Origin of the sequence: Brachybacterium massiliense (genome assembly GCF_900184245.1) — a bacterium.
In the GTDB taxonomy this organism is placed as follows: Bacteria; Actinomycetota; Actinomycetes; order Actinomycetales; family Dermabacteraceae; genus Brachybacterium; species Brachybacterium massiliense.
Genome location: NZ_FXXB01000007.1, coordinates 690,192 through 708,875, shown reverse-complemented (window position 1 = coordinate 708,875; position 18,684 = coordinate 690,192). Strand labels below are relative to the sequence as shown.

Sequence of the window (18,684 nt, the reverse complement as noted above, 5' to 3'; positions counted from 1 at the left end):
GGCCCCACGCGTTCGCGGAGCCGCGGCGGATCAGCACACCACCGGCCTGGCCGATGATCCGCACGCGCTGCGCCCACTCGGGCACATCGATGCGCCAGCCCGTGATGGTGTCCGGGTTCGGCCACCAATCACCGATGTCCCTGCGGTTCACGATCCGCACGATCCCGTCCGCCTGCGTCATCGGATGGACGTACAGGTGGCGTTCCTTCCGCGGCTGCGCCAGGGCGCGCAGGTCCGTGATCATCCCGGCCGTGACCGTGCCCGTCGACGCCGGCAGCGTCACCCTGGCGAGAGCGATCGCCGGGTAGGACAGGCCCAGCTCCGCCGCCGTACGGGTCGAGGCTGGGACGCCCCGGATCACCTCGAAGCGCGCGGCCTCGAACGTGGCGGGGTCGAACGCCCCACCACCGTAGGTCGGGTCATCGACCCGGGCCACGACCAGGTCCGTGCGGGCACCGGCCGAGCCGGTCGCCTGGATCGGCAGCTGCGTCTGCGACGGCGCGCGCACCGCGTACGTTTGCGCACCGCCACCGCCGTAGGAGTTGCGGATCAGCGCGTTGCCCGGCGCGACCGCGACGTTCGTGCCCGGCACCGCGGTCGGCGTGACCTTGAAGTCCCCCGCATTCACCAGACCCTCCGCACCCGACGTCGCCGCGGCGAGCGCCGCGCGCATCACCTCAGCGGAGTGCTCGAAACCCCCACCTACGAGGTAGGGGACGCGTTCCATTGCCATCAGATGGACCTCCTCAGAGGTGGTAGTAAGCGGGAGTCGCCTCGACCGTGACCCGGGCGGTGCCGGTGCGGTCCGTGGCAGTGAAAGCGACCTCGTGCACACCCGGCTCCACTCGAAGGAGGTCCAGGCGCGAGCCGCGGGAGAGGCGGTGCCCCGCCGGCGTCTGCGCGGCGTCATCGAGGTGCACAGACCTGGTGCGGCCATCGACGATCACGTTCTCGTCGTAGGCGATCTCGCCGACGACCCCGACCTCCACGCCACCGACCGTGACTCGCGGGTCGCGGGCCGGGCCGTGGAAGGTGACGCGTAGCGGCGCCGGCGCATCACCGCCGACGGTGAGCATCCGATACTCCACCCCCGAGGTCATCGTCGTCGTCACCGGCGTGACGATCGGGGCGATGATCCCGCCCAGCGACCGGGGCACGACCGAGATCGTCGCCCCGGTCGGGATGGTGTCGTACACGAACGGATCCAGCACCCGGAACTGGAGGACCAGGGTCATGTGGCCCTGATCGGCGTAACGATCGAAATCAGGAGAGGATGAGCGGCCCGGACGGCCGTAGTAGACCCGGCGCCGCCCATCCCCCCATTCGACCACCAACGGGAACATCACCCCAGCAGGCGCATCCAGCGTGCCACGCCAGGCAGCGAGCGCACCCTCGACCGTGTCGACCGTGGTCGAATAGCCGCGGACGCTAGGGCCAGTGATCAAGGTGAACGTGAGCTCCCCCGAGTCCTGAAAGTCCCTGCCGGGGCGATGCCCACCGGTGAGCGGTCGTTCTGCATCACCAGTGCGCAGATTCCCCAGCGTGGACTCGTACTCCTCGATGATGAGCGGAAGATCCCTCCCGCCCACGCGGAGGCCCTGGAACTCGAAGAACACGCGTCACCTCCCTACCCTGTACCGGCCGCGGCGATTCCGCTGCGTCCTCTGTGCCCAGGCCAGTTCCGTCATCAGCTCCGGCACCTTGTCGGTCTCCGGGTAGATGTTGATCGTGTCCCCACCGACCGGCGCCCCGGTCGAGGCCTGACCGGCCATGTACGCCCGGGACTCGCTCGGGTTCAGCACGACCTCAGGCCTGCCGGACAAGTTCATCGCGAACTCGCCGGAGTCGAGAACACCACCGGTGTCGTAGATGCCACCGTTGACGATCCCGCCGAGGGCGTAGCCACCTGGACGGTTCCACCCACGCTCGAGGTCTCCATATCGCGCCAGCGTGTAGCGGATGCTGGCAACGATGTTGGAGAGCGGGTCGTAGATGTCGCTCGAAAGGGACCGGTCCCGGTACGCATCGAACGTCGGCTGGATGACCTGCATCAGACCCTTCGACGGGGTTCCGGCCTTCGCGTTGGAATCCCAGTTGTTGATCGCCCGGGGGTCATATCCGGACTCCTGGTTCATGCGACGCATCAGCGCCGAGAACCGGCGCGGCCCGTACTGGCCCTCACGGACCAGTGCCTGAGTCGCGACCGGTGACCAGCGGGCGAACCCGCCCGCAGTGTCGACCGTGTCCGACGCCCAGTCGCCGAGCGCCGTGATCTTGTCCGTCACCCAGTCTTTCGCGCCGCCGATGATCTTCTTCGGCAGCTCGAACAGCAGATCACCGAACGCGTTGTCGCCAACGCCCTCACGGACCTTGTCCTTCAACGATGACCAGAGACTGGTGAACGGGTTCCACCAGCCACCTTCACCGCTGCCTGCCTCACCGCCCGCGCCGAGGTAGGGGAGCGGGTCAACGTACTTCCCATCTCGGCGGAGCGAGAAGTGGAGATGCGGACCCGAGGAGCGGCCAGTGTTGCCGACACGCGCAACGTTCGCGCCCGCCGCCACACTCGATCCCTGCCCCGCGATGTAGCTGGACAGGTGATGGTAACCGGCGACAAGCCCGTCACCGATTGCAAGCTCAAGCTTCCGCCCAGCAGCAGGATTCCACGTATGCGAAACCGTGCCAGCACCGACCGCCTTCAGGATCGCCCCCGAAGGCATCGGCCAGTCGATGCCCTTGTGAGCGCCACCGCGTGCACCGAAACCGTCACCGCGCGGGTAGGAGCCCGCGAACGGCATACGCAGCTTCACAAGGCCGCCACCGGCGTACCCGGAGCCGAGGAAGTCCGCGAAGGAGATCCCCCGCTTAGCAGCCTCGTTCGCGCCAAGGAACGCCCGGCGGCTCGCGCTATCCCGCAGCCCCTCGGAGACGAGGACACCTTCGCCGGAGCGCATCGGTGTGAGCACGTCGTCCCCGCGATGAATGGGGGTGTAGCCGGGCAGGATGCCGCCGCTGCGCCACCCTGCCGGGAGGCTGACGTCGTCGATCGAGTCGAGCCCAAACGTGGTCGCGACGTCGTTGTAGTTCCCGATGATCGCGTCGTTGATGATCTTGTTGACCACGAACTCGACGGGCACCTTCGCGGTGTCGCGGACACCTTCCCACGCCTTCTTTACGGCGTTCTTCATCGTGTTGAAGGCGTCCTTGATGCCTCCGGTCACCCGGTCGAACAGCGGCCCGATGGTGTCGCGGAACCAGTTCGCGACCGGCGCGATCACGGTGTCCTTGATGAACGACCATGCGTTCTTCAACGAGTCCCGCATGACGTTGAACCCGGTTTTGATGTACCCGAGAACCGTCGAGATGATCGGCCAGGCCGTGTTCTGGAACCATGCGATCACAGGGCTGATCACTCGCGATTTGATGAAGTCCCAGATGATGCCGAGGCCGGTCTTGAATTGATCGAACTTCGTGGAAATCCAGGAGATCACGGTGGAGAGGATCGGCCAGGCAGTGTCTCGGAACCATGTGACGACGGCTGAGATGGCGGTCTTGATCCCATTCCAGACGGGCTTCATGACGTTGTCCCACAGCCACATCGCGACGGGGGCGATGACGTTGCTGAAGTACCACTTCAGTAGGTCGATGTAGACGCTGATCGCGGTGACTGCGATTGCGATCGCGGTCTTGATCCCGTTCCACACGGGCTGGATCACGGACTGCCACAGCCACATCGCGGCACCCGCGATCGCGTCCCAGACACCCTTGATGAACGGCCACGCCGTGTTCACCAGCCAATCGACCGTCGCGGCGATCACGGTCTTGATCCCGGACCAGGCCGGAGCGAGAACGTTCTGCCACAGCCACACCGCAGCGTCCGCGATCCAGATCCCGAACTGCTTGATGGCTGGCCAAGCCGTGTTCACCATCCAGTCCACGACAGCGGAGAGGATGTTCTTCCCCACCTCGGTCTGGGTGAAGAACCACGTGAGCGCACCGACTGCGGCACCGATAGCGAGAGGTATCCACGAGATCGACGCGATCACGCCACCGATCGCTCCACCGAGCGCGATCAGGCCAGCGACAAGCAGTGACCCGCCGAACCCGGCGAAGAACACGGCGATATCTTTCCCGTGGTCAGCGATCCAATCGCCAAGGGGCTTGAGCGCCTTCTCCCACAGCCAGATAGCGGCGTCCCGAAGGTTGAACAGGAAATCGACGGTGCCGGAGTCCTCAGACAGTCCGAACAGGCCACCATTGAAATCCCCGTTGACGAGGATGTCCCAGATAGCCTTCCCTCCGTCAACGACAGAGTCGATCCCGTCAGCGATGGGGGTGAAGTCGATCTTCTCCACCCAGTCAGCGAGAGCACCCATCGCGTCGCCACCGAGCGCGAACAGTGCGTTCCCGACGGGCTCGAGCGCCAGCAGGGCCTTGTTCTTGAAGACCTGCCACTTCTCGGGGAAGTCCGCGGTCTCCTCGCCGAGGCCGAGGATGGTGTCCCCGGTCGCGCCCACAGTTGACTGCAGGTCCTCCATGTTCAGCTTCCCGGACTGGAGCGCGCCCACGAACTGGGACGCTCCACGGGTGCCAAACACCTTCGACGCAAGATCCGTCGCGCCAGCGATATCGCCCGCGTCCACGAACCCCTGAATCTCACCGGTCACCCGGTTGAACGCGGAAGCGGGTTCCTCCCCGTCCTTCGCGAGATTCACCAGAGACCGCGACAGGCTCGACATCACCTGGTCAGCGTTCAGGCCCGACTTGTCGAGCAGGCCGACCATCGAGGCGGTGTCCTCGAACGAGAATCCGAGGTTCTGCAGCGCGGGAGCGTTCGACTGGATCGATCCGGCGAGCTCGTTGAACCCGACGCCTGTGGCCTGAGAGACGCGGAACAGCGTGTCCATCGCTCCGGAAACCGCGTCACCCTCGAGCTTGAACGCCGAGAATGCGGCGGTCGTCGACTGCACGTCGACCTCTTCGCCGAGAATGTTCCCCGCCTGGATGTACTGGGAAGCAACCTTCTCCAGCGTGTCCCCGGAAATGCCGAGACGAGTGTTGAGGTCCGCCACCGTAGTGCCGACGGTCGAGAAGTCGGCCGGGATGGTGGAAGCGATGTTCTTCGCCGACGCCTGCAGGTCCTCGAACGCTGCACCGGACGCGCCCGTGCCGACACGGATCGTGTCAGCCATGTCGTCGAACGACGCACCGATTTCCCAGATCGCGCCGCCGGCCTGCTTGAGCTTGTCGATGCCGATCGTGGCAATGACACCGCCAGCGAATCCTGCGATCCCAGCCTTGAAGCTGCTGCTGAACCCCTGTGCGGAATCATCGCCGGACGCCTTGAAATCCTTCTCGATCTCGAAGGCGGCATCCTCGCCCTCACGCTCTACCGGCTTGAAAGCGCCCTTGAAATCACCCTTCAGAGCAGACTTCACTCGGTCGCCCAGGCGCTGGAACGGAGTCGCCGCAGACTCCGCAGCTCTCTCCGTGTCGCGCAGAGACCGGGTGGTCTCGTCAAGCTCGCGATTCGCGCGGTCCATCGCGGACTGCTGCTCGCGCTGAGCAGACTCGACCTTCTGCGACGCGAGCGCGAGGCGGTCCTGCGCGGCCAGAACCTGCGACGACTCCTTCGGGTACTTCGCCAGCGCCTCGGTGACCTTCGCCTGGGCGATCTCTTCCTTGCGGCGCGCAGATTCGACCTTCGTCGCCTGAGACTCAGCGGTGGCCGTGACCTTCTTCGACGCCTGCTCGTAGGCTTCCTTCGCCTTCTTGACGTCGCTCTCGGTCGCCTTCGACACCTGGCCCGTGAGGGACCTGCCCATCCGCTTGCCCGAGTCGCCAGCGACCTTTTCGACAGCACGGAATGACCGCGCGAACGAGGGCGCGAGAGAGCTCCCCTCCGCCGCCACCGTGATATAGGCGGTCGCCAGTTCAACCGCTGCAGCCACGAACCCCACCCCTTCCCGTGATGGATAGGGTGGGGTCACCACCCGAGAATTCGGTCGATCTCTTCAAGCGTCGCCTCGCCAGTCTCGATAGCCCCCGCATGTTCACCGCCAGCGGTGACAGGTCGCTTGATCGGCTCGGGGAACTGGTGAGGTTTCGCGCCCGATAGGTTCCCGATGAGCGCTTGAAGCGTGCGGAGCTCGTCAACGATCCCGGCGAGGAGGTCGCGGGCCGGGTCGTTCCACGGCCAGTCCTTCGGGTTCACCGCTCGCCGGATAGGGGCATCCCACGGCGCGTGCTCCAGCACAGCAGCAACGTCACCCCAGTCAGTGCCGGTGCTGACTGGATCCTCGAGGTCACGCCACCGCAGCCCGGCAGCCAGAAGCGTTGCCTCGACTGCGGTGGGGTGCTCCTCGTAGATCTCAGTCAGCGCTTGGATTTCCCCGAGGCAGGACCCGACGCCTTCTTCCACGCATCCATGAAGATCATCGACTCGTCACCGACGAGAGAGTCGATCGCTTCGGCCTCCTCGTCAGTGGAGTGCTCGATGACCCAGGCGAAGAACTTGTCGGGCTCAGTGCGCATGGTCCGCTCGATACCGAGGGGCATCTGCCGCATCGTCGGCAGGTCGAACTCCTCGTCCTCTCCAAAGATCTCGGGGACGGTGAAGCGGACGCGGTCGAAAATGACCTTCTTCTTGCGGGTGAACTGCTTCTTCTTGGCTTTCGGCTCAGCCATGGTTCGGCTCCTCATAGTGCGGAAAAGGGAACGGCACCCCAGGGCATGGGGTGCCGCGAATAGCTCGGCTCTTCGAAAGCGGAGACCTGGCCCCGGCGAGCCGAGGGGACCGGGACCAGGTCGATCAGAGGGGGTCAGTCGAGAAGATGCTCGAGCTCGCCGATCCGTGCCTCAAGCGCCTCCGCTACCGACGTCAGCGATTCGACTGTGTCTCGCAGTTCCGTGATCGCGGCTGTGAGCGCGTCATGGTCCTGAAGATGGGTGTTTGCGCCCGCGCTTGCGGGGCCGGGCAGGGGGACGGTCCAGGCATCAGCCATGAAGGCTCCTTCCGGTCAAGGGCGTGGGGCAGCCGCTACGCGGCCCTCAGTCAGTAGAGGGCCGCGTAGCGGGCACTCATCCCCCCAGCGTGGTCTCACCATCGTCGAAGTAGTCGTAGACCGGGACGTCGTTCTCGTCGGTGTGGCAGCGCAGCTCCACCGAGTACTTGATCGAGGTGGAGTCGACGTACTGCACATCGCCCGAGTAGACGAGCTGCGCGGAAGGTGCGACCTTCCGCTGCGTCCCGCCCTTGACGCGGAGCATGTCGATGACCCACGCCGCCTTCGCCGGCAGGCCCGACTTCCATCGCACCTCGATCTGGTTGCCGTGCTCCGCGGTCGCGGGCGTCACGATCACGTTCTCGTCGCCCACGATGGCCTTCAGGGTCTCCGCGTTGGAGGACTCCATCAGCGTGAACGTGAGGACGACGCCGTACTCGGTCTCGTGAGTGTCGACAACGACGTTGCCCCACGCGTACTCGTCCTCGGCGGAACGGTTCGTGGTCTGGGTGACCGCGTCGGTGGTCACGTAGCCCATGCGCGCGAACGCTTCGTCGAGCTCCGCGACCGCGTCGGTCGGGAGGGTAGTGCCCATCGGGGCCTTGCGGATGCCGCCGCGCGCAGTAAGCGGCTTGGCAGCGGAGACTGCGAGATTACCCTCAGCCATGGTCATGCTCCTTCTGTTGAGAGGATTTCTTGTTCCTCACCGACGAAGGAGACTTCGGCGGCGAGCCTGTGCACCGGAGACCCGGTATCGGGGTCCGGCATATCGGTGGGGTCCTGGATGATGCGTGGGTTCCACACGTCCTCGTACTCGTCCCAGACGAGCAGCAGTGACGCCAGCCAGCGCGCCGCCTTGGAGGAATCGTCGGAGTCCTCATGCCAGCACTCGAACTGAAGCCGAACCCGCGTGAACACCCGATCGTGCGGGCCGGACCCACCGGACTCGTTCACGATCAGGAACGGACGCTTCTCAAGATGCTTCTCGGGAAGACGCGGATACACCCGCTGATAGAGCCCCGCGCGCCGCACCCAGGAACGAACGGCGACGACAGGGTCGGGGAACACGACCCCCCGGATCCCGTTGCCGATGCTGGGGTAAGGCATCGCCTCACCTGCCCTTGTCGAGGTTCTTCAGCAGCGTTCCCCTCCGGAGGTTGTCCCGCTTCCCGCGCTGTGTGCGCGTGATGACCGACGCCGCGGCGCGGGGCTCCTCGAGCACTAGTTCGGTCGCGAGGTACGGGTCCTCTTCGGTGGGGCGATCCTTCGTTACGCCAGCGTTCGCGCCAGCAGCGATCGCGTCGGCGCGCCGCTTCATGTCGGCGAACACTTGCGGGTCGGTGAGGATCTTCCGGATCGCTGCCGGGTTGAAGCGCAGCTGGGTTTCCACCTTGATGTTGACCATCAGATCACCGCCTTCAGCGCGATATCGGTCCCCATCACCGTCCCGGTAAACGGGTTCCGGCGGATCGTTGAGGCATGCCCAACGACCTGGTAAGTGGTGCCGTTGACCTTGAACTCGTCAAACTCCGAGTACACGAAAGCGCGCTGGAAGATCAGCGTGCCCGCAGACTCGATCCGGTGCCCTTCAGCGAGGTCCTCACTCGTCGAGCCCGGCGCCCACACGCCGTCAGGCACGTCAACCCATGGCCCCCAAGTCTCCTTCTCCTCACCGCGGTCGTTCTCGACCCAACCGAGATGGGGATGGTGGCGGACCTGGTCGATGCTGGACCAGGCCATCACAGCCCCCTGACGTGGCGTGGACGGGCGAACAGGTCGTCGTAGCAGTCCGGCTCAGGGAACGATGCGCGAGCCCCTCCAGCGGGCACGGCGTCGCACAGGCCGGCGAGCACAGCGCGGTCTTCCTTGTCGAGGACGCCGCGGCCGCTGGTGATGTAGGTGACGGAGAACGGTCCCGCAGTCTGCGAGCGCACGAACTCCGGTGTCTGCCGGACCCGCTCGATCGCGCGCAGCACGACCAGCTTCGCCTCAGCACGGCGTCCAGAGTCCGCGTCAGGGCCGGTGAGACAGGGGGCGAGCCTGGAGACCGCCGAGTTCGCGGCGTCGAAGAAGATCGACAGCCACGGCTCCGCGAGCCCCGGGACCAGCTGATGATCATCACTGGTGAGCAGGTCAGCCATGCTCGCCCCCTCCCATCGTCACTCGGTCGGCTTGCCTGCGGCCTCGAGCGCCGCGATGACCTCAGCACGGTCAGCGTTGCCCGACACCTCGACACCAATCGCGCTGGCGTAGTTCCGCCACGCCTCGGCACTGGACCCGGGACCTGCCTTAGCCGGAGGCTCCGGAAGATCCTCATCAGAGGACTGCAGAACCTCGGGGCCGCTCTGCTCGCCAGAAACCTCCTCGCGAGAGTCCACCTCCGCCACGTCGGATGGGAGGAGATTGACCTCCTCGACCAGCCCCACAGCGAGCAGGTGCTCCACATTGGTCGCGGCCGAGGGGACGATCGAACCCCTGTGCAGGTACTTCTCAGTCCCGCCGACCTTGACGACCGCAGTCACAGCCTTCATTCGGTACGCCACACTCACACCCCCGTTCCGGTGATGCGGATGCCGGCGCGAGGCTCGAGCACGACGGGCACGAACACGCGCCGGCCCCGCACCCGGTAACCGTCGGTGTCCTCGTCACGGATCGACTTGACCTCGATGCCCTCCATGTTGGAGTAGCCCGGAGACTGAATGTTCTCGGTGGCGATACCGCCGAGCTGCTCCCGATCCAGGAGGAACGGGTCACTGAACGGGACGTGCTTCGACGTCACCCACGAGAACCCGAGGTAGTCCGGGATCACGCCGGACAGCACGAAGTTCTGCGACTCACGCGGCACCAGATCCGACTTGATCAGAGCGGCCGCAACAGCAGCGAACTGCGTCGGCTTCAGCACGATGGTGTCGTAGCTGAAGGCGTAATCGTCATTGATCTCCTCGTACTCCGCCTGGGTCTCCAGGACGGTGTCAACGATCGCGTCGGCCGCGCCGGCGCCGGTCCAGGCAGCGGAAGCGGCCTTCGACTGGGTGACCTGCGAGCCGATCACGCCGAGCGCGGACCCGTCGCCCTGGCGGATCATGCCATTGACGACCTTGCGGATCGCCTTGTCCAGCGGCGACACACCGAGACGCGAGATCGCCTCATCGGTCACCGAGGAGTCCTGACCCCACTTGGACGTCTTCGCCGCAGCGAGCTCACCGGACGTCATGGTGGTGCGCGGGTACTCGCCACCGGGGGCGATCTGCTCCGCCTCGTCGGCGGGGAAAATCTCCTCACCGGTCTCGTACAGGATCGCGCCGCCCACAGCCTGGTAGCGACCAGTCAGCAGGTAGTCCGCGATGAACTTCTGGCGCGCGAGGTCTGCGGCGCGCTTCACGAGCAACGCCGGGGACTTCATCAGATGATGGATCTGGAGAGTGGTGAGGTCGTCGCCGACAGTTGCCGGGGCCTCAGGGTACTGGTAAGCCAATTTCGGTGCCTCCTCAGGCCTTGAACTTCAGCTGGACGGGGTCGCCGTCGGCAGCAGCCGCGAGGGCGATACCGATGGTGTTGACGGCCTCGCCTGCGGTGACGACCTTGCCGTCCGCAGCGGCTGCCACCTTGTCGCCTGCAGCGATCACGCCGGAGGCGTAGGGGCGCTGCACACCACCGTCATGGACGGTCACGTGGTCGCCGACGACTGCGTTGAACGCGGCGATGCCGACGACCTTCTCGGAGTCAGCGCTGGCCGGGCCGACAGCACGGTCGCCGGTCAGCTCGACGACCTGACCGGCGGTCACGTCAGCGGACACGCTGTAGGTGATGGCTGCGCCGGGCTTGAACAGGGGGGAGTAGTCCGCCATGGTCACTTCACATCCTTCTGGGGAGCGCCGAAGGCGCGGTTGTACAGGTCCTCGTCGCCGTCGACGGCGTCGCCGGCGTCGCCGATCTGGGCCACGGGGACCAGGCCGGGGGTGAGGCGCTCAAGATCGGCGGTCGCGCCGGCCTCATCCACCTCGAGAGCGTTCAGCCAGGCGTCCCGGCGCGCGGGCCCGAACTTCCCGGCCTTGATCGCGTTGTCCACGATCTCGGCGCGACGCGCCTGGTCCCGCTCGGCGCGGGCAGCGCGACCGTCCTCCGCCTCGGCGCGCAGCTGCGCCAGGGCCTCGGAGTCGATGACCTCCGTGCCCTCCGGCAGCTCCCGCGCCTGCGGCTGGGTTGCGGGCTCGGCACGCTCGGCGAGCGCTTCGTCGAGCGCGGCCAGCACCTGAGTGTCGTCGAGCTCCGCGTCGTCGGCGATGCCGATTCGGTTGCGGAGCCCCTTGATCAGATCCGACATGTCGGTTCCTTCCTTCTCGGGGGTGACCGACAGCTCCGCCGGTCGGACCGCAGCCGCGGGCGCGGTGCGGGGCATGTAGGGGGACGGCGCGTCGGCTCGTCCCGCATGGGCGAAGACGCCGAGGTTGAAGCGGGCCTCGGCGGCTGGCTCCTCGGTCTCTTCGCGATAGATACCGTCGGCGAGTCCCGCCGCGACAGCTTCCTCGTCGGAATACCAGGACTCGATGCGCATCGCCTCGAGCCAGTCCGCGACGTCGCCGCCTGCCTTGCTCTGGTAGATCCGAGCGAGGTTCGTGTTGATCCGGTCGAGATCGTCGGCCATCTTCTGCATGTCGTCGGAGTCGCCCATGGCGAGGCCCCACGCATTGTGGATCATGACCTCGGCATTCGGGGCGATGAGCACCCGGTCGGCACCCATAGCGATGAACGATGCGGCCGACGCAGCGAGACCATCGATGATCACGGTCACCGACGCCTTGTGTTGGCGGAGCTGGTTCAGGATCGCGAGGCCCTCGTGGACTTCCCCGCCGGGGGAGTTCACGTGCAGCTCAATCTCCTCGACGCTCGACGGCAGCGCATCGAGCGCCTGACCGAACTCCTTCGCGGAGAGGCCGAACCACTCGCCCCAGGAATCGATCGGGTCGTAGATCCGCAGCACTGCCTTCGACTCGTCGCCGGTGGAGGACGGTGCCTCAGCGCGGACGGGGGTCTTCTGCTTGTTTGTGGCGAAGTTGAAGCGGTCACGGAGCGTCCGTCCCATCGTCGCCTCCTTCCATAGAGGTAGAAGCGCCTTGGACGCCAGTAGTGCCAATGTCGCGGGCAGTAGAGGGATCGGCTTCGGGCAAGCTGTAACGGTCACGCATGAACTGCTCGAGCCTCTCGTCAGGCCGGATCACCTTCGTCTGCACGAGCGATTGGAGTGCCTCAGCAGTGGCGGGAGTCTGCGCGCCGATCTCGGCGAACACGATCCGTGGCGCCTGGACGTCTTCGCCGAAGTTCAGGTCCACCAGATCTTCGACAATGTGCTGCGTAGCGACGTCAGCGATCTGCTCAGCCATCGTCTGCAACGACAGAGTGAAGAAGTCAGCGAACGTGGTCCCGAGCGCCCAGCTGCCCGTCTGGGTGCCGAGGTTCAGGAAGTGCGCGAGTGCCGAACGGGCCATCTGCTCGTCGTAATACCGGATCGGCTTATCCGCATCCGGGAGCGTCCCGGACACTCCGAGCAGCTCGAGCTTTGCGCCGAACGGAATCGACGCGCCGGCGGTTTCACCGGCTCGGAACGCCTTCGCTATCGCGAGGCCCCGCTCGATCTCGGTGGTTTCCCGCTTCGTGTGCTCCTCGCCGTCGAGCCCGAGGGTCGACAGGTCGGGTGCGGTGTACACGGGGACGCCCATGCCGTTCCGCTCGACGGTGGTCGACTGCACCCGGAGGAGACGGTCCTTCAGCAGCCAGTACTTGTACGACGGCCGCAGCATCGACACGCCAGTCCAGTTCGCGCCCTCACGCTCCGGGACGTACGCGACCAGACGATCGACGTCCATCGTCGCGTTGCGGGAGCCCATAGCGTTCTGCTCGATGGACTTCAGCCCACCGTCGCGGTCAACGTTGATCTTCTGGATCGTCGCCTGCGGACGCCATCCGAGCTTCCGCAGCCATAGCCGCCCATCAGTCTCGTTGTACTGGTACACCTGCTCGAAGAACGCGAACCCGTAGTCCAGCGAGGTAAGTGCAAGGCGGAGGTGCTCAGACCAAGAGAACCGCTTCCGCCGCCGCGTCACCGGGGCCGGCTGGCCCACGACAGGCAGATCGAGGTTCTGCGCAATGAAATCGACGACTTCCGGATCCGCACTGTTCGGATCAACCTGCCAGGCGGTCCGCTGAATAGGCAGCTTCACAGCCTTCAGCACGGACTGAACCTGAGTCTCCTCGCGCCGCATGCGTGAGTAAATCCCCACCGACAGAGGGAACCGCAGCGCCGGATTGTCGTCCTCGTCAAGTTCGAACGTCTGCCACCCAGCAACCGCCGAATCCTTCACATAACCGACCTCACGGGAAGGAGAAGCCATCACATCCCCTCTCAGAACCGTGCCGTCAGCACATCAATGTCATCGCCACGCTCCGCAGCCTCAGTAGAAAGCACTCGAGGTGCCGCCGCCGAGACTCTCTCCTGCTGCGACTCCGACTTCTTCAGGCCCCAGATCGCCAGGGACATCGCCTGCACTGCCGAGGACGGCACCATAGGGTCGCCCTGGTCCCACGTCTTCAGGTTCTGCGACTTGTTCATCACGCGCGGCACAGCCGCCGCAAGCGCATCATCAAGCTCCGGCTGCGGCGGATGCACGACCACGCCGCCGTTGACGTACTCGATCGTCATGTCGAATGCGGCTGCGACCTCGCTCATGTGCATCCCGATGTACCGGACGCCGGCGCGGGTGAGGTCCGAGGTGACCGTTGCGGCGTTCTTCTCATCAAGCACCACCAGGCGTGCAGCCAGCTCGACGCGAAGCTCCTTCAGACGGTCCGCGAGCCAAAGCGTTCCCGCGTTCGTCGCAAGATGCTGCACCAACACCTTCCCGTCATCGAGACGCTGAGCGCCACAGATCGATGAGTACCCGCCGCCCCGGCCAATGACCACAGCGAGCACCGTGCGGCGGGACAGCCACGTGCTGACCTCGTTCTCGTACCAGCACTCCATGTCCACGTCGCTGTTCGACGCCTCAGCGGCCTCGTCACGATTCGGCCAGATCGACAGGCGCTCACGCCCAAACGCTTCCCGGCCAGGAGTCGTGTCACGATCATGCTGATCCTGGATGGTGTCCCACTTGATCCGGTGCGGTGCCGCGGGATTCGCTGCCGCCCACGCCACCGGATCACTCTTATCAAGGCCCTCCGCAAGCTCAGGATCATCAGACCCTTCCGGAGTCCACTCCATCCAGCCCGTCGACGATGCCCGCCCCGAACGACCACGATCACGAACGCCCTCGAACACCTCCGAGTCGTTCACACCCTCCTCAGGCACCGTCCCCATGAACAGCTCCTGCCGATTCGGCACCGCCGACTGGGTGTACGTCAGCGCGTTGTGAGCGGCCTGCGACTCTTCCTGCGCCTCGTCCTGCACGATCACGTCACCGGAGAAGCCGCGCCCGGAGTTCTTCGACCGGGCGACAAACCGGATCCGGTCACCAAGCTTCTGCCCCTTCCGAGGCTTCAGCACGATCCCCTCACGGCCATTCGCTGTATAGATGCCACGCTCGGCAACCATCCGCATCAGCTGCGGCTGGGACTCGATCACGGACTTCAACCGCTCGAACCCGTCGATCGCGGTCTTCATCTCGTGCGCCGTATGCAGGATCGTCTTCCGCCGACCGTCAGGCCTCGGGAACAGGAACAGATGCGCAAGGTCGTAGGCGACGAGGATCTCGCCCTTGCCGTTCTGCCGAGACACCAGCAACCCGAACTCTGTCGAGGCCCACTGACCATCCGCGCCAACAGCGAACAGCCCGTCAATGACGTACGCCTGCCAGTCATCCAGCTTCACACCACACGCCGCAGCGAACGCGGTCACCTTCGGGCCATACGTGCCAACAGCCTCAGGCCTGCTTTCGATCCTCGGCCTCTGCGAACCGGACAAGCCCAGTGGGACCGGAGAAGAACTCACCCAAAGCACCCCCCTCCGACTCGCCCTCCTCGCCAAGATCACCGAGGGCCGCGAGTGTCTCCCGACGCTCCTTCGCGAGCGCCGGCATCTTCCCCGGATCGTTCTCCGCCGACCACTCGATCGCGCCCCGCAGCAGCTCCGCCTGCCAGCGCAATTCCTCCACAACACCACCAGGGGCCGACTCCGCCCCCACCGGAGGCGCAGGGATCGGGACCGGAGAGTCCGGTACGCGCTCATCAGCACGACGCTGAGCCTGATGCGCCCGCTTCGCCTCCAGACAGGCGCCGCACGGATCCTCACCGTGCCGCAGGTGCCGCTTGTACGCCGCGACAGTCCCACACGGCTGTAGTTCACGAGCCACCTCGACGCCCCCTTCTCGATGGGACCCGCGCGGGACACGCGCTCACCCCTCGGAGAGAGAAGAGCCAGGTTCGACCGGGAGCGAGGCAGCGGCCCCTCGCCCGAAGATTCGGACGGGGGAGGGGGTAAGTGTCACAACAAGGTCAGTGCGTCGAGGGTGGAGGCGTCGCAGGGGCGCGCTGGCTGCGATCCAGTGCCTGATGGCACGGTAGGCACCGAGGCTGGTAGTGCTCGAGGTCCGTACTGAATGGCCCCTCATCGCTCTCTAGTTCGTTCGGATCACCGTGGTCATATGACCACTCCGCCGCACGGTTGCCGCAGTCCGCGCATCTGTGATCACCAGCTCGGCCGCGCGCTGCCCGGATCCTCTTGTGAACACCGGCGTACCCAACATCTTCACCCGCCCAGGCGTGATTGGCGGCGCGCTTGGGGTAAGCCCGATCGGGATAATCGATCACCGTGGCGGTGTTCCCATGCCGACGCTGTCGCGCTTCGTGCTTCGCACACATCCCGATGCAGCGGACCGGAGCCGCGCAGCCATCTACGGAACAAGCGCCGGTGCTCGGCTGCCCTTCGGCTATAAGGATCCGGGTCGGGTCTCCATGGCGACGCCAGCGGAAGTAGTGCATCTGGCACCAGCTTCGGCTATGTGCCGCGCGGTCACAGTCAGGGATGGAACAGGTAGGCTTCTTCATGTCGATCTCCTAGCGATCGGCCAGCCCCCGGCGGATGCCAGTCCGCGCGGGGGCGCTTCTATGTGGTCAGGTCTGGGGTGGCATGGTCGCAGGCCGAAGCTCGGGCGTGGGGATCGCTCCCTTTCTCGCATTACATCCGCGGCACATGGGCCGCAGCTTCTGCCCGATGAGTTTGCCGCCGTTCACTATGGCGAGTGGGTGGTCGGCGGTGAATCCTCGAGCGGACTGTGGTCGTTCCCAGTCGAAGGGTTCGCCGCAGCTGGGGCAGGGCCAGTTGTTGCGCTTGTACCTGTTCGCGAGTGCGGCTTGTGCTCGGCGGTAGGCGCGGTGGCCTCGGCCGTTCCTGATGGTCTGGGTTGAGCTCATCGCGTTCGCCTCCGTGGTGTCGGGGTCCGTGTCTACGATGGCGGGATGGAAGCTAAGGGAGTTAACGGGCAGGTCACTTTCGATGGGCGTGTGCTGACGATCAGTCGTGCCGGGTTCTTCGGGTGGGCGACACAGGGCAGGAATGAGAAGCAGATCCCGATCGGGTCTGTCGGGGCGGTGCAGCTGCGGCCACCGAGTTTCACCGCGAACGGGTTGTGGTCCGTGAGTGTGACCGGCGAGGTGCAGTCGTCGCGTAACCCTCGTGGTGTGCGACAGATTTCGAAGGCTGGGAAGGATGAGAACTCGGTGATCGTGAAGCGGTCGCAGGTGAAGCAGTTCGAGGCGTTGAATGCGGCGGTGTTGGAGGCGCTCGCGTCGAGGTAGTTGGTGCCCGCCCTGCCCGGACCAGGTTGGCCTTGTCTCTGGCTCTTCCCTGATCCGGGGGGCGGGGTGCGCTATCCGGTTCGCCTCGTGCCCGTGTGTGGGCGTGTGCTCTTCCGGTGCGCGGGGTCGGGGGCTCACTGTGCGTCGTGTGCCGCGCCCGACGTATGCAGTCCGTTCGCTCCGGACGGGTCCGGTAACTGTGCCGTCTTCCTCGCCACGAACTCACGACGGGGGGCTTCGGGTGCCCCAGCGGCACGCCTATGGCGACACGACTGGGGCGGTACGGGTGCGACCCGCGATTCCAGGACGTCGGACACGAGCGCGAGTGGACCTGGGGCCCGGGCTGCTCATCCGGCTTGGGGTGTCCTGGTGCCCGGTGGGTGCGACCCTCTCCGGACGTTCGTATGCCGGGGGCCACGCTCTCGGGGAAGCGTCGGCGGTGCCCGGTCTTGGCGCACGAAAAAGCCCCGGGCCGTGTGGCTCGAGGCTTTGTGTGCTGAAAGCGGACCCACTTGTGGGTCGTTCGTATCTTACACGGATGTCATTCGGTTTGCATACTCCTGCTCGTCGTGTCGTGCCCGGTAGTGCTCGCGCAGGTCAGCGACGAGGTACCGGCCCCTCTCGTCCGGGTTGCACCGGTACTCGGGGGGTCGCTTGTCTCTCTTGGCCTGGTCGCGTTCGCGGTGCCGGTCGACTTCGACGCGGTTGCGGACCTTGGGCCAGAAAGGCTGCGTCTCGGTGAGCGTCAGCCGGGTCTCGTCGGGGATCTCGTGGGCGCGTGCTTCGCAGTCGAGCGGTCCCCGGTTCTGCTGCTCTGCCCGTGGTGCGTCGCCGGAGAGCTTCTCGAGCCGGTACCAGAGCGCGTCGATGTCTTGTCGCCACGCTGTCGCCCATTGCGACTCGAGGATCTGCGGGGTGTGGTCCCGGAGCCACCGCCAGTTCTCCGTGAACGTGCGACGGGGCGTGCCGTCGATCGCTTCCACCCACTCGTGCACAGTCTGCGCGGGATGCGGTAGATCATCCCCGTGGTCCGCGTCCGGTGCCCAGGGGGCGAGCATTGCGAGCGCGTCCCCGCCCGGGATCCGGGATGTCGTGCCGCGGGTGCCGGCGAGGTCCATTGCGTAGCCGGACACGGAGAGCATGACGTCGGGGAGGTGCTGGTACCACTCCCTGATCTCGTCGAGCCGGTTCCGGTAGCGGTTGGCGAGGTTCTGCTGCTGAAGGTCGTCACGCAGGGTTCCGATGAGTTCGAACGAGGTCACTGTGCTTCCTCCCAGGGGGTGACGAGGCGGGTGACGGGTGCGTTTCTTGCGCCGCCGAGCATCTCGGGCAGGTCGAGCGTCCTCCGCTCCTCCTCGGCTTCGATGGGCACGAGAGCCGTCCAGCCGACGACTTCCCACGCTGCTTCGGTGGGGAGGTCGTGGGGGTCGGCGCTCACGAATTGGCCTGCGTGCTTCTGGAATACGAAGTGGTCCTCGCGGACGAGCACGGCCCCATCAGGTAGTGCTTCGGCCTGCTCGGCGGACTCGATCAGGACGGGGCGGTAGAGCTTCACGGGGTGTCCTCCTCGTTGAGTCGGGTCTCGTGCACGGCGAGGGAGATCCCGAACATGTCGGTCTGGATTGGTGAGCCCGCGCCGAGGTGGACGGTCGCCTCGACGAGCCGTCGGAGGTCGTCGAGCGTGGCGCCCGGCAGGTCGATCTTGTGGGTGGTCGTGGTGGTGGATCGGGTGGTGGTCTTGTAGCGGCTCATCGGGTGCCCTTCGTGAGTTGTGCGCGCCACGCGGCGGCGTGCTCGTCGATCTGGTCGCGGAGGTCGGCCGCGATCTGGTTGCCTCTCATGCGGTGGAGGGCGATGTGGATCCGGCGGATGTCGCGGTCGGGGTTCCAGCACG

At 65.8% G+C, this 18,684-nt stretch carries 22 protein-coding genes; 1 reads left to right on the top strand and 21 read right to left on the bottom strand.

What is annotated here, in order from left to right; all coding sequences use genetic code 11:
• From BN4251_RS09990 to BN4251_RS09905, 18 genes are all read right to left on the bottom strand, one after another.
• On the bottom strand, nt 1-733 hold a 733-nt coding region (locus BN4251_RS09990; RefSeq protein WP_140398425.1), incomplete at its 3' end, for a hypothetical protein.
• A gap of 13 nt (nt 734-746) precedes the next feature.
• A complete protein-coding gene (locus BN4251_RS09985) occupies nt 747-1,616 on the bottom strand; it encodes a hypothetical protein (RefSeq protein ID WP_087484933.1) in 870 nt (289 codons plus the stop codon).
• 3 nt (nt 1,617-1,619) lie between these two features.
• A complete protein-coding gene (locus BN4251_RS09980; RefSeq protein WP_140398424.1) occupies nt 1,620-5,951 on the bottom strand; it encodes a phage tail tape measure protein in 4,332 nt (1,443 codons plus the stop codon).
• A 35-nt stretch (nt 5,952-5,986) separates the two neighbouring features.
• The gene (locus tag BN4251_RS09975) at nt 5,987-6,421 is read right to left on the bottom strand and encodes a hypothetical protein (protein ID WP_087484931.1); all 435 of its coding nucleotides are present in this window, start codon (nt 6,419-6,421) and stop codon (nt 5,987-5,989) included.
• Nucleotides 6,376-6,687, bottom strand: a complete 312-nt coding sequence (locus tag BN4251_RS09970; protein ID WP_087484930.1) for a hypothetical protein — start codon at nt 6,685-6,687, stop codon at nt 6,376-6,378. Before BN4251_RS09970 ends, BN4251_RS09975 begins: the two co-directional genes overlap by 46 nt.
• A 134-nt stretch (nt 6,688-6,821) precedes the next feature.
• The gene (locus BN4251_RS09965) at nt 6,822-7,004 is read right to left on the bottom strand and encodes a hypothetical protein (RefSeq protein ID WP_087484929.1); all 183 of its coding nucleotides are present in this window, start codon (nt 7,002-7,004) and stop codon (nt 6,822-6,824) included.
• Between the two features lie 76 nt (nt 7,005-7,080).
• Nucleotides 7,081-7,671 carry a phage tail tube protein gene (locus tag BN4251_RS09960; protein ID WP_087484928.1) on the bottom strand — a complete coding sequence of 197 codons (591 nt, stop codon included), beginning with the start codon at nt 7,669-7,671 and terminating at the stop codon, nt 7,081-7,083.
• 2 nt (nt 7,672-7,673) lie between these two features.
• A complete protein-coding gene (locus BN4251_RS09955; RefSeq protein WP_087484927.1) occupies nt 7,674-8,111 on the bottom strand; it encodes a hypothetical protein in 438 nt (145 codons plus the stop codon).
• A gap of 4 nt (nt 8,112-8,115) precedes the next feature.
• Nucleotides 8,116-8,409, bottom strand: coding sequence for a hypothetical protein (locus BN4251_RS09950; protein WP_087484926.1), 294 nt, complete (start codon nt 8,407-8,409; stop codon nt 8,116-8,118).
• Nucleotides 8,409-8,744, bottom strand: a complete 336-nt coding sequence (locus BN4251_RS09945) for a hypothetical protein (RefSeq protein ID WP_087484925.1) — start codon at nt 8,742-8,744, stop codon at nt 8,409-8,411. The genes BN4251_RS09950 and BN4251_RS09945 overlap by 1 nt, the downstream gene beginning before the upstream one ends.
• Nucleotides 8,744-9,145 (bottom strand): hypothetical protein, encoded by a 402-nt coding sequence (locus BN4251_RS09940; protein WP_087484924.1) that lies wholly within the window; start codon nt 9,143-9,145, stop codon nt 8,744-8,746. The genes BN4251_RS09945 and BN4251_RS09940 overlap by 1 nt, the downstream gene beginning before the upstream one ends.
• An 18-nt stretch (nt 9,146-9,163) precedes the next feature.
• Nucleotides 9,164-9,535 (bottom strand): hypothetical protein, encoded by a 372-nt coding sequence (locus BN4251_RS09935; protein ID WP_140398423.1) that lies wholly within the window; start codon nt 9,533-9,535, stop codon nt 9,164-9,166.
• A 14-nt stretch (nt 9,536-9,549) separates the two neighbouring features.
• Nucleotides 9,550-10,479: a phage major capsid protein gene (locus BN4251_RS18480; protein WP_212647606.1), complete on the bottom strand. Its 930-nt coding sequence runs from the start codon at nt 10,477-10,479 to the stop codon at nt 9,550-9,552.
• 13 nt (nt 10,480-10,492) lie between these two features.
• A complete protein-coding gene (locus tag BN4251_RS09925) occupies nt 10,493-10,852 on the bottom strand; it encodes a capsid cement protein (protein WP_087484922.1) in 360 nt (119 codons plus the stop codon).
• A 2-nt stretch (nt 10,853-10,854) separates the two neighbouring features.
• Nucleotides 10,855-12,087 (bottom strand): head maturation protease, ClpP-related, encoded by a 1,233-nt coding sequence (locus BN4251_RS09920; RefSeq protein WP_087484921.1) that lies wholly within the window; start codon nt 12,085-12,087, stop codon nt 10,855-10,857.
• Nucleotides 12,068-13,393 carry a phage portal protein family protein gene (locus BN4251_RS09915; RefSeq protein WP_212647605.1) on the bottom strand — a complete coding sequence of 442 codons (1,326 nt, stop codon included), beginning with the start codon at nt 13,391-13,393 and terminating at the stop codon, nt 12,068-12,070. The genes BN4251_RS09920 and BN4251_RS09915 overlap by 20 nt, the downstream gene beginning before the upstream one ends.
• Before the next feature lie 11 nt (nt 13,394-13,404).
• Nucleotides 13,405-14,892: a hypothetical protein gene (locus BN4251_RS09910; RefSeq protein ID WP_140398422.1), complete on the bottom strand. Its 1,488-nt coding sequence runs from the start codon at nt 14,890-14,892 to the stop codon at nt 13,405-13,407.
• Between the two features lie 25 nt (nt 14,893-14,917).
• Nucleotides 14,918-15,148, bottom strand: a complete 231-nt coding sequence (locus tag BN4251_RS09905; RefSeq protein ID WP_087484919.1) for a hypothetical protein — start codon at nt 15,146-15,148, stop codon at nt 14,918-14,920.
• A gap of 1,303 nt (nt 15,149-16,451) precedes the next feature.
• On the opposite strand from BN4251_RS09905, the gene BN4251_RS09900 reads away from it, so the two are divergent.
• On the top strand, nt 16,452-16,790 hold the full coding sequence (locus BN4251_RS09900; RefSeq protein WP_087484918.1) for a DUF4429 domain-containing protein: 339 nt from the start codon (nt 16,452-16,454) through the stop codon (nt 16,788-16,790).
• Between the two features lie 530 nt (nt 16,791-17,320).
• On the opposite strand, the gene BN4251_RS09895 is transcribed toward BN4251_RS09900, so the two are convergent.
• From BN4251_RS09895 to BN4251_RS09885, 3 genes are read right to left on the bottom strand one after another with little or no spacing between them, the layout of a single operon-like run.
• Nucleotides 17,321-18,052, bottom strand: coding sequence for a hypothetical protein (locus BN4251_RS09895; RefSeq protein ID WP_087484917.1), 732 nt, complete (start codon nt 18,050-18,052; stop codon nt 17,321-17,323).
• A complete protein-coding gene (locus BN4251_RS09890) occupies nt 18,049-18,345 on the bottom strand; it encodes a hypothetical protein (RefSeq protein WP_087484916.1) in 297 nt (98 codons plus the stop codon). The genes BN4251_RS09895 and BN4251_RS09890 overlap by 4 nt, the downstream gene beginning before the upstream one ends.
• The gene (locus BN4251_RS09885; protein WP_087484915.1) at nt 18,342-18,542 is read right to left on the bottom strand and encodes a hypothetical protein; all 201 of its coding nucleotides are present in this window, start codon (nt 18,540-18,542) and stop codon (nt 18,342-18,344) included. Before BN4251_RS09885 ends, BN4251_RS09890 begins: the two co-directional genes overlap by 4 nt.
• Between the last annotated feature and the right edge of the window lie 142 nt (nt 18,543-18,684).

What these genes read in the sequence shown, in the direction of transcription:
- BN4251_RS09970 (WP_087484930.1), bottom strand. Translation starts at nt 6,687, where the DNA reads ATGGCTGAGCCGAAAGCCAAGAAGAAGCAGTTCACCCGCAAGAAGAAG.
- BN4251_RS09900 (WP_087484918.1), top strand. Translation starts at nt 16,452, where the DNA reads ATGGAAGCTAAGGGAGTTAACGGGCAGGTCACTTTCGATGGGCGTGTG.
- BN4251_RS09925 (WP_087484922.1), bottom strand. Translation starts at nt 10,852, where the DNA reads ATGGCGGACTACTCCCCCCTGTTCAAGCCCGGCGCAGCCATCACCTAC.
- BN4251_RS09920 (WP_087484921.1), bottom strand. Translation starts at nt 12,087, where the DNA reads ATGGGACGGACGCTCCGTGACCGCTTCAACTTCGCCACAAACAAGCAG.
- BN4251_RS09940 (WP_087484924.1), bottom strand. Translation starts at nt 9,145, where the DNA reads ATGGCTGACCTGCTCACCAGTGATGATCATCAGCTGGTCCCGGGGCTC.
- BN4251_RS09960 (WP_087484928.1), bottom strand. Translation starts at nt 7,671, where the DNA reads ATGGCTGAGGGTAATCTCGCAGTCTCCGCTGCCAAGCCGCTTACTGCG.
- BN4251_RS09945 (WP_087484925.1), bottom strand. Translation starts at nt 8,744, where the DNA reads ATGGCCTGGTCCAGCATCGACCAGGTCCGCCACCATCCCCATCTCGGT.
- BN4251_RS09885 (WP_087484915.1), bottom strand. Translation starts at nt 18,542, where the DNA reads ATGAGCCGCTACAAGACCACCACCCGATCCACCACCACGACCACCCAC.
- BN4251_RS09950 (WP_087484926.1), bottom strand. Translation starts at nt 8,409, where the DNA reads ATGGTCAACATCAAGGTGGAAACCCAGCTGCGCTTCAACCCGGCAGCG.
- BN4251_RS09955 (WP_087484927.1), bottom strand. Translation starts at nt 8,111, where the DNA reads ATGCCTTACCCCAGCATCGGCAACGGGATCCGGGGGGTCGTGTTCCCC.
- BN4251_RS09935 (WP_140398423.1), bottom strand. Translation starts at nt 9,535, where the DNA reads ATGAAGGCTGTGACTGCGGTCGTCAAGGTCGGCGGGACTGAGAAGTAC.
- BN4251_RS09965 (WP_087484929.1), bottom strand. Translation starts at nt 7,004, where the DNA reads ATGGCTGATGCCTGGACCGTCCCCCTGCCCGGCCCCGCAAGCGCGGGC.
- BN4251_RS09915 (WP_212647605.1), bottom strand. Translation starts at nt 13,393, where the DNA reads ATGGCTTCTCCTTCCCGTGAGGTCGGTTATGTGAAGGATTCGGCGGTT.